Source organism: Streptomyces chryseus, assembly GCF_014650755.1.
In the GTDB taxonomy this organism is placed as follows: Bacteria; Actinomycetota; Actinomycetes; order Streptomycetales; family Streptomycetaceae; genus Streptomyces; species Streptomyces chryseus.
On the sequence record NZ_BMVO01000019.1, the window covers coordinates 109,026 to 125,253 of the forward strand.

Sequence of the window (16,228 nt, forward strand, 5' to 3'; positions counted from 1 at the left end):
GTAAGCGAGGACCCCGCCACGCCGGGAGGTCCGCCCGCAGGAAGGCCCACTGTTACCCGCAAAGAGAACGGACAGGGAGCCCGGAAGGTGCCGGGCCATCCCGAAAAGGTCTGGCGCGCCCCGGCCCACCGACTGGCGCGGCCCGCCCGCCCGCGCCGAGAATCAGCCGATGGAGCCCACCATCCTCACCACCGAGCGGCTGCTGCTGCGCCCCTTCGAGCCCGCCGACACCGACGCCGTCCATCAGGCGTGTCAGGACCCCGACATCCAGCGCTGGACGTCGATCCCCTCACCGTACGAACGTGAGCACGCGGAGGGCTTCGTCGGCCGGATCGTGCCGGACGGCTGGCGCTACGACACGGTGTACGCCTTCGGGGCCCTGACCCGGGACACCGGCGAACTGGTGGCCGCCGTGTCGTCGATCACGCGCGGCGAGGGCGCCGCGGAGATCGGTTACTGGGGGGCGAAGGAGCACCGCGGCCGGGGTTACGTCACCGAGGCGGTGCGGGCCGTCGCCCACTGGGCCTTCACCTCCGCGGGCGTGGAGCGCCTGGAGTGGCGCGCCGAGATCGGCAACGACGCGTCGCGCGCGGTGGCCGAGAGGGCCGGGTTCGTCGTCGAGGGCGTCCAGCGTTCCGGCATCGCGAACAAGGGCGTACGCCGGGACGGCTGGATCGGCGCGCTGCTCCCGTCCGACCTCGGACTGCCGACGGCCTGCCCCTACCTGCCTTCGCGCGCCGGAGTCCCGTCCGACTGAACCGCCGCAGGCCAGGGACTGTTGTCAGTGGCGGAGCCTAGGCTGCGGCCATGACCAGTCTGCTGCCGCCCACCGCCTCGCTCTCCGCCGACGAAGCCCGCAGGATCGCCCTGCGCGCCCAGGGGTTCCTGGGCGCGCCGGACCGGCGGGGCGGGGTGCGCGGCGTCCTGCGCCACCTGGGCGCGGTGCAGCTGGACACGATCTCGGTGCTGGCCCGCTCGCACGAGCTGATTCCGTACGCCCGCCTCGGCGCCGTGGGCCGCACGACCGTGGACCGCGCCTACTGGACCGGCGCCCACGCCTTCGAGTACTGGTCGCACGCCGCCTGCATCCTGCCCATGGAGGAGTGGCCGCACTTCGCCTTCCGCCGCCGGGCGTACCGCGACCGGCCGCACTGGCACCACGACCTCCCGGACGACGCGTACGACGCGGTGATCAAGCAGCTGCGCGCCGAAGGTCCGCTGACCGCCACGGATTTGGGCGGCGCCAAGAACAAGGGCGAGTGGTGGGACTGGTCCGCGTCGAAGGTCGCCGTCGAGCGCGCGCTGATGTACGGCGAGGTGGTCTGCACCGAGCGGCGCGGCTGGAAGCGGGTCTACGACCTGGCCGAGCGCGCCGTCCCGGACGCCGTCTACCACAACGACCTGGACGACACCGAGTGCCTTCGCCGGCTCGTGCGCCTCGCCGGCCAGTCGCTCGGCGTCGGCACGCGCGCCGACATCGCGGACTACCACCGCCTCAAGGGCGAGCAGGTCGACGCCGTGATCGCCGACTCGGGTCTGGTCCCGGTCGAGGTCGAGGGCTGGGGCAAGCCGGCGTGGGCGGACCCGGCAGCCCTGGTGAGCACCCCGCGCGGCCGCCACCGCACGACCCTGCTGTCGCCCTTCGACTCCCTCATCTGGGACCGCCCGCGCACCGAGCGGATCTTCGGCTTCACCCATCGCCTGGAGGCCTACGTCCCCAAGCCCAAGCGGATCCACGGGTACTTCGCGATGCCGTTGCTCGCGGGCGGGCGGCTGCTGGGCCGGGTGGATCCGGCACGCGAGGGGAAGACGCTCGTGGCGCGTCAGGTCTCGCTGGAGAGCCGCAAGGCGGTACGGCCGATGGCGCAGGCGCTGGTCGAGGCGGCGCAGTGGGTCGGCTGCGCGGACGTACGAGTGGAGCGCGTCGACGCACCGGACCTGCGCGAGCCGCTGACCGCCGAACTGGCCCGCCTCACCTGATCTCGAGGATCTTCTCCCGCATCGCGTAGACCACGGCCTCCATCCGGGAGTGCAGTTGCAGCTTCTCCAGGATGTTGCGGACGTGGTTCTTCACGGTGTTCTCGGAGATGAACAACTCCTTGGCGATGTCCCGGTTGTTCATGCCGGTCGCCACGAGCTTGAGGACTTCGAGCTCCCGCTCGGTCAGCCGCGGCGCCGGGACGAGCCGGCGCTCGTCGGTGCGCTGGATCATCGACTTGAACTCGGTGAGGAGCTTGGACGCCATCGACGGACTGATCTGGGACTGGCCGTCGGCCACCGCGCGGATCGCCGTGGCCACCTCGTCGGTGGAGATCTCCTTGAGGAGGTAACCGGTCGCGCCCGCCTTGATCGCGTCGTAGAGGTCGGCCTCCTCGTCGCTGATCGTCAGCATGATGATCTTCGCGCTGGGCGCCACCTCCTTGATGGTGGTGCACGCCTCGATGCCACCGCGCTTGGGCATCCGTACGTCCATCAGCACGATGTCCGGCAGCAGATCGGCTGCCTTGTCCACGGCCTCCGCACCGTCCCCGGCCTCGCCGACGACCTGGATGTCCTCCTCCTGCGCGAGGACGATCTCCAGCCCCCGGCGGAACAGGGCGTGGTCGTCGACGACCAGCACCCTGATGGGCTCCTTGCGCGCTCCCCCGGCGTCCGCACCGGGACCGCCGCCGCCCTCGGCGTCCGCCGTGCCGGACTCGTCGTGCACCGGACCGAAGCTGTCCGCCATCGTTCCTCCCCCTGAAGGCCGTGGCCCGAAAATCATGAGCTGCCCCAACCACAGTGTGCAGAGCACCGATTGGCTTGCGACGCCATGATTTCATGCCCGGACGACGGAGCGGTGATCCTGCGGTCGCACGATGGTGCCCCTGGGGGGCGCACAGGCGCTCCAGGGGCACCATCACAGATGGATACGGCACGCGACCCTCGCCGGTTCAGCGTGCCCGGCGAATCACCCGCCGAGTGCACCTCCGGCGCCGCCCGCCTCGGTCTCGGCCAGGGGGTCGGTCGTCAGGTGGATGACACCGTAGTCGTAGGCGTGCCGCCGGTAGACGACACTGGGCTCCTTCGTCTCGGAGTCGACGAAGAGGTAGAAGTCGTGCCCGACCAGCTCCATCTCGTAGAGCGCCTGGTCGAGCGTCATCGGGGCCGCGACGTGCGTCTTCTCGCGGACCACCAGCGGCCCTTCGCCCTGTACCTCGAGCGATCCGATCCTGGTGGTGGGGATGGTCGGCGTCGCCTCGTCGGCGACGAGAACCCCATTGCCGTTCATGGCCGCGGTGCCCGGCACCGTCGTACCCACCTCTGCGGCCGACAGCCTGCCGTTGCCACGACGCGTGTGGCGCTTGTCGTGCTGCTTGCGCAGCCGCGCCTCCAACTTCCCGGTGGCGAGGTCCAGCGCCGCATACGCGTCGCCGGCCGACGCCTCGGCCCGGATGACCGGGCCACGCGAGTGAAGCGTGATCTCCACACGGTCGGAACGGTCGGCCTGCCGCGGATTGGGCTCCTTGGACACTTCGACGTCCAGGCTGATCACCTTGCCGTCGAGCTTCTGGATCTTGTCCAGCTTCAGCTTCTCGGCCACGTGCTTGCGGAACCTCTCGGGCACCTCGGTCTTGCGGCCCTTGACGACGATGTCCACGCAGAACTCCGTTCCCGGATAGCCCCGCTTCAGCGGCGGAGCGTCTCCCTTTCGCACCAGGTTCCGGTGAGCACCGGAACCTCGGACTTGGTGACTTTCACCTCCTCCTCCCCAGTCGACAAGATCCCCACCCCATCGACTTCGGGCTGAAGTGAAAACCCGAAGCGCAGCCGTCCGAATCTGTGAGGCACAAGCTCCGCTTTCCTCACAACCGAACATAGCTCGCTCGGACGCCTGTCGGCACCCGCTACCGGCGCGTACCTCCCATCAAGCGAATTTCCCCTCTCCCTACCTGCAACGATCCAAGTTCCCCGTCCGTTCCGGTTTATTACCGAAGGACAGCGCCGGAGCAGCGACGACAGCCGCGCTGGGCTGCGCGAAGACCGAAACCGGCCATTCCGAGGTGGCACTCAGTGCACGTGCCGCCTCCGCCAGCGAGGCGCCGGTCGTCATCAGGTCGTCCACCAGGACGGCCCGGCCGCCCGCCAGGAGCCGCGCGCCCCCGGGGGACACCTCCAGGGCCCCGGCAAGGTTCGCCGCCCGCTCGCGGGCGCTCAGGCCCGCCTGGTCGCTCACCGGCCGCCGCTGCCTGAGCACGGCCAGGACCCGGGCCGGCACCCCGGCGCGCCGTAGTTCCCCCGCCGCGCACCGGGCGATCCGGAGCCCCGGGTCGTGCCCGCGCGCCCGGACCGCGCCGCGCGCGGACGGCACGGGCACCAGCAGCAGCGGCCCGGGCCCGGCTGGCGCCCGGGCCGCCGCAGCCCGTACCGCCACCGCCAGTGCGCCCCCGAGCGCCCCCGCGAGCCCCAGTGCGCCCCGCTCCTTGTGGCCGAGCAGTACCGCCCGTACCGCGTCCTCGTACGGAGCGACGGCATGGACCACGGGGAGTCCCGGCGGCTCCGGGCACGGGCGCACCCGGCGCGCCCCCACGCCGTACAACGCCCGGCCGCACTCTTCGCACAGCACGGTGCGCGGTCTGCCGCAACCGCCGCACGCGGCGGGCAGCACCAGACCCGCGATCTCCCGCCCCGCTTTCCGCCATCGTCCGCGCATGCCTCCCACAGTGGACGATCACGCGGACCGCAACCAGCCCTGTGGACAACTCGGTTGTGGCAGGGAACAGTCACGGCGCGGGTGCTGCGGAGCACAGGCGCGGCACGCGGCACAGGAGAACAGAGACAGCGCACGCAGCGGAGACCAGTCACCCCGCCGCGGCGGCGGGGAGCAGGCCGGCGGACTACCCCGGATAGACCGGCGACGAACCCTTGCTCGCCACGGTCTTCCAGTTCGCGCCGGGCGGCAGCCGCACGATGCCGTCCTCCAGCGAGTGCGCCAGCAGCGGCAGCCGGTCGTCGTCCGCCGAGGCGACGGTCGTCACCTGGTTCGCTCCCGGCACCGACTGGGCGTCCGACGTCGAACCGTCCGTCTGCAGGTACCGCAGCTGCTGGACCCCGCCGGACTCCCGGCCGACGACCACGAGGCGGCTGCGGCCGGCCCAGGACACGGCCGTCACCTCCTCCATCTGCGGCGCGATGGGCCGCAGATCGGTGACGGACACCTCCGCCTCGTCCTCGGGCCCGCGCCGCTCGATCCGGCCGAGCTTCAGGGTCGTCCGGCCGTCCTCCGTCACGAGCAGGGCGATGCGTACGCCGTCCGCCGACACCTTCAGAGCCTCGATGCGCGCGCCGTCGAGGCCGTCGACGACCGTGACCTCCTTCGCCTCGCCCGCGCCGCCCGCGAGCCGCAGCAGCCTCGGCCCGCGCGGGTCGCGGTCCGCCACCCACAGGTCGCCCCCGTCCCAGCTCGGTGCCGAGAGCCGGTCCTTCTCTCCCTTGCCGCTGCTGGTGACGGCCGGCTCCTCGGGCTCGCCGTCCGAGACGATGGACGCCACGTACAGCGCCCGCGCGTCCTGCGAGACCCCTGCGGCGTGCCGTTCGCTGCGCGCCACCGCGACAGCGCTCAGGCGCCGCTCACCACTGCCGAGCGGCCCCGGCACCGGCTCGGCCTCCTCGTCGTCCCCGGTGTTCTCGGTGCTCCCCACCATCCGTACGAGGCGCTGCTTCGTGTCGAGGAAGTACTGGTAGTCCGGGCTCCCGGAAGCGCGTTCCGGAGCGAAGTCTTCCGCCTGGTCCCCGCCGAGTACGCACAGCGTCGAGCCGTCCGACCGCTGGAGCTCCACCTGCCCGATCCGGTACGACGTCAGGTCACGCAGGGTGAACAGCAGTTGGGCGGCCATCTCCCTGCACCGCTTCTGCCCGACGTTGGACGCCTTGTCGTTGAGCGGCACCTTCAGAGCGTTGCGGTCGTCGAACGCCAGGGACTTGGCGCCCTCGTCGAGCTTCAGCGCCGTACCGCTGGGGAAGCTGGAACCGACCACCGGCTTCAGCCAGTTGGTCGGACCGCTCAGCAGCGCCTCGACCGTCTGCGTCACCTGGTCCATCTGCGTCTGCGGGTCCATGCGCTTGCGCACGTACACCGGGTCGGCCACCATCCACGGATGGGCCGCGCCGGTCCGCTCCGACGACGTACCGGACGCGAAGTAGTACTTGTTGACGGAGCGATAGATGCGCTCGAAGTCCGACTCACCGAGCACCAGGCCCTGCGGCAGTCCGTCGATGCGCCACTCCTTGCCGTCCGGGCCGTCCTGCCGGGTGAGATGGAGCGTCTCGTGGTACGAGCTGTTGACCGGCTGGTACGCGCGCTGCTCGTTCACCTCGGCGACCTTCTTGCCGGTCAGTGCGTACGTGTAGGCCCCGCCCTCGCGGTCGTTCGCCCGCTGGTCCTGGGGCACCGGGCCGTCGTCCAGCACCGTGACCTGCGTGGGGTCCCAGGCCTTGGAGGCCTTCTTCGTCAGGTACTTGCGCGCCGTGGCGAACTGGGGGTCGTCACCCGTCATCGCCTCCAGGAAACCCTCGACGATCTCGTTGGGCTGCGCCCCCTTCCTCGGCGCCATCCCGTACACCCGCACCTGCGAGTCGCCGCGCGGTGACGCCTCGACGGCCTCCACGTCGCCGCTGTCCGGCATCGACGCGCAACCCGTCAGCAGCAGTCCGGCGCATCCCAGCAGCACTGTCGTCCGCGGCACCCGCCACCGGCCGCCGCGCCCTCGCTCAGTGCCCACGCGTACTGTCCTTCCGCTCCGCCTGCGATGAACCGTCCCCGTCGCCCGCCGGACGCGCCACCACCCGGGCACCGCTGCCCGGCAACGCCGTCGGATCGGCCGCCGGTGCCGCGCGGGGCGGCACGGGCAGCGCCGACCGTTCGGGCCTCGGCTGGGCCGGCACCGTCGCGAGCCGGTTGGCGCCGCCGCCCGGTCCGGCCCCCATGACCCTGCTGTCCGCCGCCGCGCGCTCGCGCGAGCGCCGTGAATCCTCGGGCTCCAGCGGGATCGGCGAACCGCGCAGCGACTCGTCCGCCGTACGCGGCAGGGTCAGCCGGAACTGCGACCCGCCGCCCGGCTCCCCCCACGCCTGCAGCCAGCCGCCGTGCAGCCGCGCGTCCTCCACGGCGATGGACAGGCCGAGGCCCGACCCGCCGGTGGTGCGCGCACGTGCCGGATCGGCCCGCCAGAAGCGGTTGAACACCCGGGTCGCCTCGCCGGGCTTGAGTCCCACGCCGTAGTCCCGCACCGCCACGGCGACAGCGCCGCCCGCGGCGCCCAGCCGGACCACGACGTCCCGGCCCTCGCCGTGCTCCACGGCGTTGACCACGAGGTTGCGCAGCACGCGCTCCACCCGCCGGGCGTCGGCCTCGGCGACGACCGGCTGCTCGTCGCCGGTCACCCGTATCCGGGTGCCCTTGCGCTCGGCCAGCGGCTCGGCGCCCTCGATCACCCGGCGTACGACTTCACGCAGGTCTATCGGCTCCGCTTCCAGCGCCGCCGCCCCGGCGTCGAACCTGCTGATCTCCAGCAGGTCGGCGAGCAGCGACTCGAAGCGGTCGAGCTGCCCGGCGAGCAGCTCGGCGGAGCGCGCCGTCACCGGGTCGAAGTCGGCACGCGCCTCGTGGATGACGTCGGCGGCCATCCGCACGGTCGTCAGCGGCGTACGCAGCTCGTGCGAGACGTCCGAGACGAAGCGCCGCTGGAGCCGCGACAGCTCCTCCAGCTGCTGGATCTTGACCTGCAAGTTCTGGGCCATCTTGTTGAAGGCCTCGCCGAGGCGCGCGATGTCGTCCTCGCCGGTGACCTTCATGCGCTCCTGGAGCCGGCCGGCGGACAGCCGCTCGGCGACCCCGGCGGCCATGCGCACCGGCGTGACGACCTGCCGCACGACCAGCCACGCGATGCCGCCGAACAGCACGACGACGAACACTCCCGCGGTGGCGAGCGTGGTCTTCACCAGGCTGAGCGACTCCTCCTCCTGCGTCAGCGGGAAGAGGTAGTAGAGCTGGTACGGCTGGCCGCTGTTGTCGTTCAGCTGCTTGCCGATGACCAGCCCCGGCTCGGGGTCCTGCGCGTCCGTGTAGGTGATCCGTACGAAGGCCTTGTACGCCTTTCCGGTCCCCTGGTCGATCTCGTCCCGCAGCTTCTGCGGCACGCTCGCGCTCTGGTTCACGCCACCCGACGCCCGCGGGCCGCGATTGCTGGAGCTCTCGTCGTCGGAGTTGGCGCTGAGCGCCACGACGTGGAAGGCCTGGCGGCCGCCGCTGGCGAGCTGCTCCACGAGCTCGGTCCGCCAGTTCGTGGAGTTCCGCGCGGCGGCCCTGGCCTGGGCGCCGTCGCCGGCGCCCGTCCCAGCGACCGTACGGGCCTTTTCCTCCGCCACGTCGAACCCGCCGGCCGCCTGACTCTGGGCGGCCTCCTGCTTCGCGTCGAGCAGGCCGTTGCGGACCTGCCACATCACCACGAAGCCGAGCAGCAGCACCACGCCGAGCGACATCAGCAGCGAGCCGACGACGACCCGCAGCTGGATGTTCCGCCGCCACAGCCGCAACGACGGCAGCAGCGGGCGGCGCACCCACCGCGCGAAGAGCCGCAGGGCGGGGCCACCCTGCAGAAAGCGTCCGACTGCGGACGTCCTTCGCCGAGGACCGGCAGGCCGCCCCGTACGGACTCCCGGCCCCCCGGGCATCGGAGCAGCGCTGCCTCGGGTCATATCAGCTCGGTCCGGCCTTGTAGCCGACTCCGCGGACGGTCACGACGATCTCCGGCCGCTCCGGATCCTTCTCGACCTTGGAGCGCAACCGCTGGACATGGACGTTGACCAGCCGGGTGTCGGCGGCATGGCGGTAGCCCCACACCTGCTCCAGCAGCACCTCGCGGGTGAACACCTGCCAGGGCTTACGGGCGAGCGCGACCAGGAGGTCGAACTCGAGCGGCGTCAGGGCGATGGACTGCCCCTCCCGCTTCACGGAGTGACCGGCCACGTCAATGACCAGGTCCCCGATTGCCAGCTGTTCCGGCGCCGGCTCCTCCGACCTCCTCAGTCGCGCCCTGATACGGGCGACGAGCTCCTTGGGCTTGAACGGCTTGACGATGTAGTCGTCGGCACCGGACTCCAGCCCCACCACCACATCTACGGTGTCGCTCTTGGCGGTGAGCATGACGATCGGCACTCCGGACTCGGCCCGGATCAGCCGGCAGACTTCGATGCCGTCCCGTCCGGGCAGCATGAGATCCAGCAGCACCAGGTCAGGCTTGGCCTCCCTGAATGCGGCCAGTGCCTTGTCGCCATCCGCTACGAACGACGGCTCAAAACCTTCACCACGCAGCACAATGCCGAGCATCTCGGCCAGTGCGGTGTCGTCGTCGACGACAAGGACGCGTCCCTTCATAAACGACATCATCCCATTAGCTAATCGTTACCTGGCGTGACCTGGCACACAGATCCGCCAGCGCGGCCCCCGTGACCGGGGAAATTGCACCCTGCTCCGTGACGATCGCGGTCACCAGCTCCGGCGGCGTCACGTCGAAGGCCGGGTTGTACGCCTGTGTCCCCAACGGCGCCACGGGCATCCCGGCCCCGATCCCGGCATCAATTCCAGCCACCGGGACCGACGGCACCATGAACTCTGTCACCTCCTGCCCGGACCGCTGCTCCACCTCGATGGACGCCCCGTCCGGAGTGCCCGGATCGACCGTGGTCACAGGCGCGACCACGATGAACGGCACGTGGTGATACTTGGCCAGCACCGCGAGCGGATAGCTCCCCACCTTGTTCGCCACCGAACCGTCGGCCGCGATCCGGTCCGCCCCGATGAGTACGGCGTCCACCTCGCCGGCGGAGAAGAGCGAACCGGCGGCGTTGTCCGTGAGCAGGGTGTACGCCATACCGTGCCGCGCGGCCTCGTACGTCGTGAGCCTGGCCCCTTGCAGCAGCGGGCGCGTCTCGTCGACCCACAGCCGCCGCAGCGTCCCCGCCCGGTGCGCGGCCAGCGCCACCGCGAACGCCGTGCCCTCACCGCCCGAGACCAGGGCACCGGTGTTGCAGTGGGTGAGGATGCGGTGCCCGCCTCCCGGCAGCAGCTCGTCCAGGAGAGCCAGCCCGTGCGCGGCCATCCGCGCGCTCGCCTCGGCATCGGCCCGGTGCAGCTCGCGGGCGGCCGCCAGCGCCGACGCCGCCGCCTCCTGCGGGCCCGCGCCCTTCTCCAGCGCCGCCCGGTAGGCCGCCGCCGCGTGCCGCACCCCGGAGCCGAGGTTCACAGCGGTGGGCCGCGCCCGCTCCAGCAGCCCCACGGCCTCGTCCACGTCGTACCCCCGCGCGGCGGCCAGAGCAACGCCGTAGGCGCCGGCCAGCCCCAGCACGGGGGCGCCACGGACCGCGAGCGTCTGGATGGCCAGCACCAGGGCAGGCACATCCGTACAGACCAGCTCGACCTCCTCCACGGGGAGCCGCGTCTGGTCGAGCAGCACCAGCACGGGCCCCTCGGGCGGCTCCTCCCAGCGCAGCGTAGGGAGCGCGGGCGGCTCGGCGCCCGCTGGGAATTGCGCGTCCTGATCAGCCATCTGCCCAGTCTGCCCGCTGAGGCCCCGACAATTGAAGGTGCCAAGGAGATACGGGGCCCGGCCCACCGGCCGGTACCCCATGACACGATGGCTGCCAACCTGCCGCCGCGACCGCGGACGGGCACCGTGAAGGAGCGACAATGAACGAGTCTCCGGGCTGGGCCTCGCCCGGATCCGCACCCTCCGACGGCGACAAGCCGGGCGTGCCCCGGCCTGCCGAGCCCACCGACCAGAGCGACGCCGCGTCGAAGTGGTCGAAGGAGCAGCCGCCGGCCGCCCAGTGGACCGCTCCCAGCGGCCAGAACGCACCCTCCGGCCCTCCGCAGCAGCAGCCCGCGCCGAACTGGGGCGGCAGGCCCCAGGGCGGCGGCTGGGGCGGACCGCCCCCCGCCGCCAAGCCCGGCGTGATCCCGCTGCGCCCGCTCGGCGTCGGCGAGATCCTCGACGGAGCGGTGTCGACCCTGCGCGCCCACTGGCGCACCGTCCTCGGCATCACGGTCACCGTCGCGGTGATCTCCCAGATCTGCGACATCCTGGTCCAGCGCTACCTGATGCCCGCACCCGCCGAGCTCGACCCGAACGCCACGGCGGCCGAGGCCCTCAACCAGTCCGTCGACGCGATGCGCAGCAGCCTGGTCAACTCCGCCCCCACCTTCGCCATCACGCTCATCGGCACGCTCTTCACGACGGCGCTGCTCACCGTGGTGATCAGCCGCTCGGTACTCGGCCGCCCGGTGACGCTCGCCGACGCCTGGCGCGAGGCCAGGCCCCAGTTGCCGCAGCTCCTCGGCCTGACCCTGCTGCTTCCCCTCATGGCCGCCGCCATCATGACGGTCGGCATCCTGCCCGGCGTCCTGCTGGGCGGCGGGGCGGGCATCGTACTGTCGCTGTTCACCGGCACCGCGGCCTTCGTCGTCGTCCTGTGGCTCATGATCCGTTTCTCGCTCGCCTCCCCGGCGCTGATGCTGGAGCGGCAGAGCGTCATGAAGTCCCTGAGCCGCTCGGCCAAGCTGGTCAGCGGCGCCTGGTGGCGGATCTTCGGCATCACGCTGCTCACGATCGTGCTGACCTTCATCGTGTCGATGATCATCGCCGTACCCTTCGGCCTCATCGCCTACGCCGCGGACGACGGCCTGGGCGGCCTGCTCTCCGGGCAGACTCCCGAGTTCGGCTGGCCCTTCCTGATCATCACGGGCATCGGCGCGGTGATCGCCGCCTCGATCACTTACCCGATCTCCGCCGGCGTGAGTGTCCTGCTCTACATCGACCAGCGCATCCGTCGCGAGGCACTCGACCTCGAGCTCGCCCGCGCCGCCGGCATCCCCGGCTACGGCCCCGAGCAGTCCCCCGACACCGCATCCGGGAGCTGATGCGGTGTCCACAGCGGGGGGAAGGACAGCATCGAGCCTGTGGGCTCGCACGAGCGACGACGTACCGGTGGACACTCCGCGCGTCCCGGCCCGCGAGGCCGCGGAGCGCGAACTGTCCAAGCCGATGTACCACGAGAACGATCCGGGCTTCCTCGAGCGCGCCATCGACCGCTTCTGGGAATGGGTCGACGACCTCTTCGACGCGGCGTCCGGAGCCACCCCCGGCGGCGCGGTCGGCCTGGTGGTCGTCGTCGTACTCGTCGTACTGATCGCCGTCGCCCTGTGGCTGCGCCTCGGCACTCCCCGCCGCGTCCCCGCCCCGGCGGGGACACTGTTCGACGAAGGCCCGCGCAGCGCCGCGGACCACCGCACCGCCGCCGAGGCCCACGCCGCCGGCCACCGCTGGAACCAGGCCGTCCAGGAACGGATGCGAGCCGTCGTGCGCTCCCTGGAAGAACGCGCACTCCTCGACCCGCGCCCCGGCCGCACCGCCGACGAGGCAGCCGCGGAAGCCGGCCAGTCCCTGCCCGGCCACGCCGCCCGGCTGCACGCCGCCGCCCGCGACTTCGACGACGTCACATACGGCGGCCGCACCGCCGACGAGCAGGCGTACCAGCGCCTGAGCGACCTCGACTCCGACGTCGAACGCACGAAGCCCCTGCTCAGTGACTCGGCCCCAGGAGTCGCCGAATGACCGGAGCTCCCGCCCGCTCCACCTCGGACTCCCCCACCGCCCGTCAGGTCTGGACGCGCACCCGTGGCCTCCTTCTGGGCCTGGTCGTCGTCCTGGCCGCCGGCATCGCCATCGCCGCCGTACGCTCCGGCGACCAGCACGGCCGGCTCGACCCGCGCTCCGCGGACCCCTCCGGCAGCCGCGCCGTCGCCGAACTGCTCAAGGACCGCGGCGTCACGACCCGCGTGGTCACCACCCTCGACCAGGCAACGAACGCGGCGACCGAGGACAGCACGCTCCTGGTGACGACCCCCGACCTCCTGACCGACCGCCAGCAGCGGCAACTCCGCACCGCCATGCGCGATTCCGCGTCCCGCACCGTGCTCGTCGCTCCCGGAGCCCCTTCCGCGCCCACCCTGCTGCCCGGCGTACACGTCGAGCGACGGACCACCGTGTCGCCTCGCTCGCCCCGGTGCTCGCTTCCCGCCGCGCTCCGCGCCGGCGAGGCCGACACCGGCGGGATGCGTTACACCACCGAGGCCGCCGACGCCGATGCCTGCTACCCGAGCGACGACCTCGCTACCCTCCTGCGCGTTCCGCACCCGACAGGCGGCGACACCGTCCTCCTGGGCGCACCCGACATCCTCTACAACGACCGCCTCGACCAGCAGGGCAACGCCTCGCTCGCCCTTCAACTCCTCGGCACCCGGCCTCATCTCGTCTGGTACCTCCCCTCGCTGGGTGACGCCTCCGCCACCGACGGCGGCGAAAGCAGCTTCTACGACCTGGTCCCTCCCGGCTGGCTCTGGGCAACACTCCAACTCGCCCTCGCCGCCGCCCTCACCGCCGTCTGGCGTGCCCGCCGGCTCGGTCCCCTCGTCACCGAACAGCTGCCCGTAGCCGTCCGCGCCTCCGAGACCACCGAGGGCCGCGCCCGCCTCTACCGCAGAGCCGATGCCCGCGACCGCGCAGCCGACACGCTCCGCTCGGCCACCCGCACCCGCCTCGCCCCCCTTCTCGGTGTGCCCACCTCCCGGGCACACGCCACCGACGCGCTCCTCCCAGCCGTCTCCTCCCACCTGCCGACGACCGACCGGGACCTCCGCGCCCTCCTCTTCGGCCCCGCCCCCTCGGACGACGCCGGCCTCATCCGCCTGACAGACGAACTCGACGCCCTCGAAAGAGAGGTACGCGCTTCATGAGCGCCCAGCCCGCAGAGACCCCAGACAGCGCCCGAGCCTCCCTCGAAGCCCTGCGCACCGAGATCGCGAAGGCGGTGGTCGGCCAGGACCCCGCTGTCACCGGACTCGTCGTAGCTCTGCTCTGCCGAGGCCACGTCCTGCTCGAAGGCGTCCCGGGCGTGGCCAAGACGCTGCTCGTCCGCGCACTCGCTGCCTCCCTCGAACTGGACACGAAACGGGTCCAGTTCACCCCTGATCTCATGCCCAGCGACGTCACGGGATCGCTGGTCTACGACGCCCGCACAGCCGAGTTCTCCTTCCAGCCCGGTCCGGTCTTCACCAACCTGCTGCTCGCGGACGAGATCAACCGCACTCCCCCCAAGACCCAGGCGTCCCTCCTGGAGGCAATGGAGGAGCGCCAAGTCACCGTTGACGGCACGCCCCGCCCCCTGCCCGACCCCTTCCTGGTCGCGGCGACCCAGAACCCCGTGGAGTACGAGGGCACTTACCCCCTCCCCGAGGCCCAACTGGACCGCTTCCTCCTCAAGCTCACGGTCCCGCTGCCGTCCCGCGAGGACGAGATCGGCGTCCTGACCCGCCACGCGGAGGGCTTCAACCCCCGCGATCTCCACGCTGCGGGCCTACGCCCGGCCGCCGGCCCCGCCGACCTGGAAGCGGCCCGCGCCGCCGTGGCCAAGACCTCCGTATCCGCGGAGATCACCGGTTACGTCGTCGATATCTGCCGTGCCACCCGAGAATCCCCCTCGCTCACTCTCGGCGTCTCTCCCCGAGGCGCCACCGCCCTGCTCTCCACCGCCCGCGCCTGGGCCTGGCTCACCGGCAGGGACTACGTCATCCCGGACGATGTGAAGGCCCTCGCCCTTCCCACCCTGCGCCACCGCATTCAGCTACGACCCGAGGCAGAGATGGAAGGAGTCACCGCGGACTCCGTCATCACCGCGATCCTCGCCCACGTCCCCGTGCCCCGTTGAGGCGATGACCGTGGCCCTCACTGGACGCACCGCACTCCTCGCCGCCCTCGGCGCGATCCCCATCGGCGTCCTAGCGCCCAACTGGTCCGGGGTTCTCGCCGTGAACGCTCCCCTCACACTCGCAATTGTGTGCGACTACGCGTTGGCCGCGCCAGTACGAAAGCTCCGTTTCACCCGAAGTGGTGACACGTCAGTTCGATTGGGTGACGATGCAGAAATCGAGCTGACGGTCACCAACCCGTCGGCCCGACCGCTGCGTGCGCTGCTGCGCGATGCCTGGCCGCCGAGCAGCTGGCCCACGGGCTCCGAGCAGGCAGCGTCACGCCACGAGCTGACCGTCCCCGCCGGAGAACGACGCCGCCTCACCACAGCACTCCGCCCCACCCGCCGCGGCGACCGCCACTCCGAACGCATCACCGTGCGCTCGTACGGACCGCTCGGCCTCGCCGCCCGTCAGGGCAGCCACCGAGTCCCCTGGGCCGTACGCGTGCTCCCGCCCTTCACCAGCCGCAAACACCTCCCCTCCAGGCTGGCCCGTCTCCGCGAACTCGACGGCCGCACCAGCGTCCTGACGCGAGGCGAAGGCACCGAGTTCGACAGCCTCCGCGACTACGTTCCCGGCGACGACACCCGTTCCATCGACTGGCGCGCCACGGCCCGGCAGAACACGGTGGCCGTCCGCACCTGGCGCCCGGAACGCGACCGGCACATCCTGATCGTCCTCGACACCGGCCGCACCTCGGCGGGCCGTGTGGGCGACGTCCCGCGCCTGGACGCCTCCATGGACGCGACGCTCCTCCTTGCGGCCCTCGCCTCCCGGGCCGGTGATCGCGTGGACCTCCTGGCCTATGACCGGCGCACGCGCGCCCAGGTACAAGGCCGCACGGCAGGGGAAGTCCTCCCCGCTCTGGTCAACGCGATGGCTTCCCTTGAGCCGGCACTGGTTGAAACCGACGCCCGAGGCCTGAGCGCCACAGCCCTGGCGAACGCCCCACGTGGCTCCCTGATCGTGCTGCTCACCGGTCTGGACGCCGCCCCCGTCGAAGAGGGGATCCTGCCGATACTCCCGCAGCTCACCCGACGCCACACCGTCCTGGTCGCCTCGGTGGCCGACCCCCGCGTCGATCAGATGGCGACCGGTCGTGGAACGGTGGACGCGGTTTATGAAGCCGCTGCGGCCACCCAGGCCCAAGATCAGCGCCGGCGCACAGCGGAGAAGCTCACCCGCCACAACATCACGGTCGTCGACGCCACTCCAGACGCATTGGCGCCCGCCCTGGCGGACGCCTACCTCGCGCTGAAGGCAGCAGGCCGCCTGTAAGAACAGAGCACCCGTACGTTCCCCGGTCCTGCCACCCGTCGGCAGGACCGGCCCGGGAACGCAGAAAAGCCCCGCACCATAAGGTGCGGGGCTTTCCCACAATGA

At 71.7% G+C, this 16,228-nt stretch carries 14 protein-coding genes; 7 read left to right on the forward strand and 7 right to left on the reverse strand.

Features of this window, described 5'->3' with window-relative positions; all coding sequences use genetic code 11:
* The first annotated feature begins 169 nt into the window (after positions 1-169).
* Both IE185_RS24400 and IE185_RS24405 read left to right on the forward strand, forming a co-directional pair.
* Positions 170-757 carry a GNAT family N-acetyltransferase gene (locus tag IE185_RS24400; protein ID WP_138895487.1) on the forward strand — a complete coding sequence of 196 codons (588 nt, stop codon included), beginning with the start codon at positions 170-172 and terminating at the stop codon, positions 755-757.
* Positions 758-807: 50 nt separating this feature from the next.
* On the forward strand, positions 808-1,980 hold the full coding sequence (locus tag IE185_RS24405; protein ID WP_138895486.1) for a winged helix-turn-helix domain-containing protein: 1,173 nt from the start codon (positions 808-810) through the stop codon (positions 1,978-1,980).
* Here the strand turns inward: IE185_RS24405 and IE185_RS24410 are convergent.
* From IE185_RS24410 to mtnA, 7 genes are all read right to left on the reverse strand, one after another.
* The gene (locus IE185_RS24410) at positions 1,973-2,728 is read right to left on the reverse strand and encodes a response regulator (RefSeq protein WP_138895485.1); all 756 of its coding nucleotides are present in this window, start codon (positions 2,726-2,728) and stop codon (positions 1,973-1,975) included. The two genes, IE185_RS24405 and IE185_RS24410, sit on opposite strands and share 8 nt — an antisense overlap.
* A 222-nt stretch (positions 2,729-2,950) precedes the next feature.
* Entirely contained in the window at positions 2,951-3,640 is a 690-nt protein-coding gene (hpf, locus tag IE185_RS24415) for a ribosome hibernation-promoting factor, HPF/YfiA family (RefSeq protein WP_138895484.1), read from the reverse strand.
* A gap of 288 nt (positions 3,641-3,928) precedes the next feature.
* Positions 3,929-4,693: a ComF family protein gene (locus IE185_RS24420; protein WP_138895482.1), complete on the reverse strand. Its 765-nt coding sequence runs from the start codon at positions 4,691-4,693 to the stop codon at positions 3,929-3,931.
* Between the two features lie 184 nt (positions 4,694-4,877).
* Positions 4,878-6,761 (reverse strand): LpqB family beta-propeller domain-containing protein, encoded by a 1,884-nt coding sequence (locus tag IE185_RS24425; RefSeq protein WP_229843672.1) that lies wholly within the window; start codon positions 6,759-6,761, stop codon positions 4,878-4,880.
* Positions 6,751-8,736 (reverse strand): MtrAB system histidine kinase MtrB, encoded by a 1,986-nt coding sequence (gene mtrB / locus IE185_RS24430; protein ID WP_138895481.1) that lies wholly within the window; start codon positions 8,734-8,736, stop codon positions 6,751-6,753. The genes IE185_RS24425 and mtrB overlap by 11 nt, the downstream gene beginning before the upstream one ends.
* Before the next feature lies 1 nt (position 8,737).
* Complete coding sequence (gene mtrA / locus IE185_RS24435; RefSeq protein WP_187281934.1) at positions 8,738-9,427, reverse strand: two-component system response regulator MtrA; 690 nt, start codon at positions 9,425-9,427, stop codon at positions 8,738-8,740.
* 4 nt (positions 9,428-9,431) lie between these two features.
* Positions 9,432-10,586: an S-methyl-5-thioribose-1-phosphate isomerase gene (gene mtnA, locus IE185_RS24440; protein ID WP_138895480.1), complete on the reverse strand. Its 1,155-nt coding sequence runs from the start codon at positions 10,584-10,586 to the stop codon at positions 9,432-9,434.
* 140 nt (positions 10,587-10,726) lie between these two features.
* Between mtnA and IE185_RS24445 the strand changes: the two genes are divergently transcribed.
* The 5 genes from IE185_RS24445 to IE185_RS24465 are packed head-to-tail and all read left to right on the forward strand — an operon-like array spanning position 10,727 to position 16,123.
* Positions 10,727-11,956: a DUF7847 domain-containing protein gene (locus IE185_RS24445; protein ID WP_138895479.1), complete on the forward strand. Its 1,230-nt coding sequence runs from the start codon at positions 10,727-10,729 to the stop codon at positions 11,954-11,956.
* 4 nt (positions 11,957-11,960) lie between these two features.
* Positions 11,961-12,650 carry a DUF4129 domain-containing protein gene (locus tag IE185_RS24450; protein ID WP_229843673.1) on the forward strand — a complete coding sequence of 230 codons (690 nt, stop codon included), beginning with the start codon at positions 11,961-11,963 and terminating at the stop codon, positions 12,648-12,650.
* Positions 12,647-13,831 carry a DUF4350 domain-containing protein gene (locus IE185_RS24455; protein ID WP_189716009.1) on the forward strand — a complete coding sequence of 395 codons (1,185 nt, stop codon included), beginning with the start codon at positions 12,647-12,649 and terminating at the stop codon, positions 13,829-13,831. The genes IE185_RS24450 and IE185_RS24455 overlap by 4 nt, the downstream gene beginning before the upstream one ends.
* Positions 13,828-14,802 carry an AAA family ATPase gene (locus tag IE185_RS24460; RefSeq protein ID WP_189716010.1) on the forward strand — a complete coding sequence of 325 codons (975 nt, stop codon included), beginning with the start codon at positions 13,828-13,830 and terminating at the stop codon, positions 14,800-14,802. Before IE185_RS24455 ends, IE185_RS24460 begins: the two co-directional genes overlap by 4 nt.
* Before the next feature lie 10 nt (positions 14,803-14,812).
* Positions 14,813-16,123 carry a DUF58 domain-containing protein gene (locus tag IE185_RS24465; protein ID WP_138899504.1) on the forward strand — a complete coding sequence of 437 codons (1,311 nt, stop codon included), beginning with the start codon at positions 14,813-14,815 and terminating at the stop codon, positions 16,121-16,123.
* Positions 16,124-16,228 lie beyond the last annotated feature (105 nt).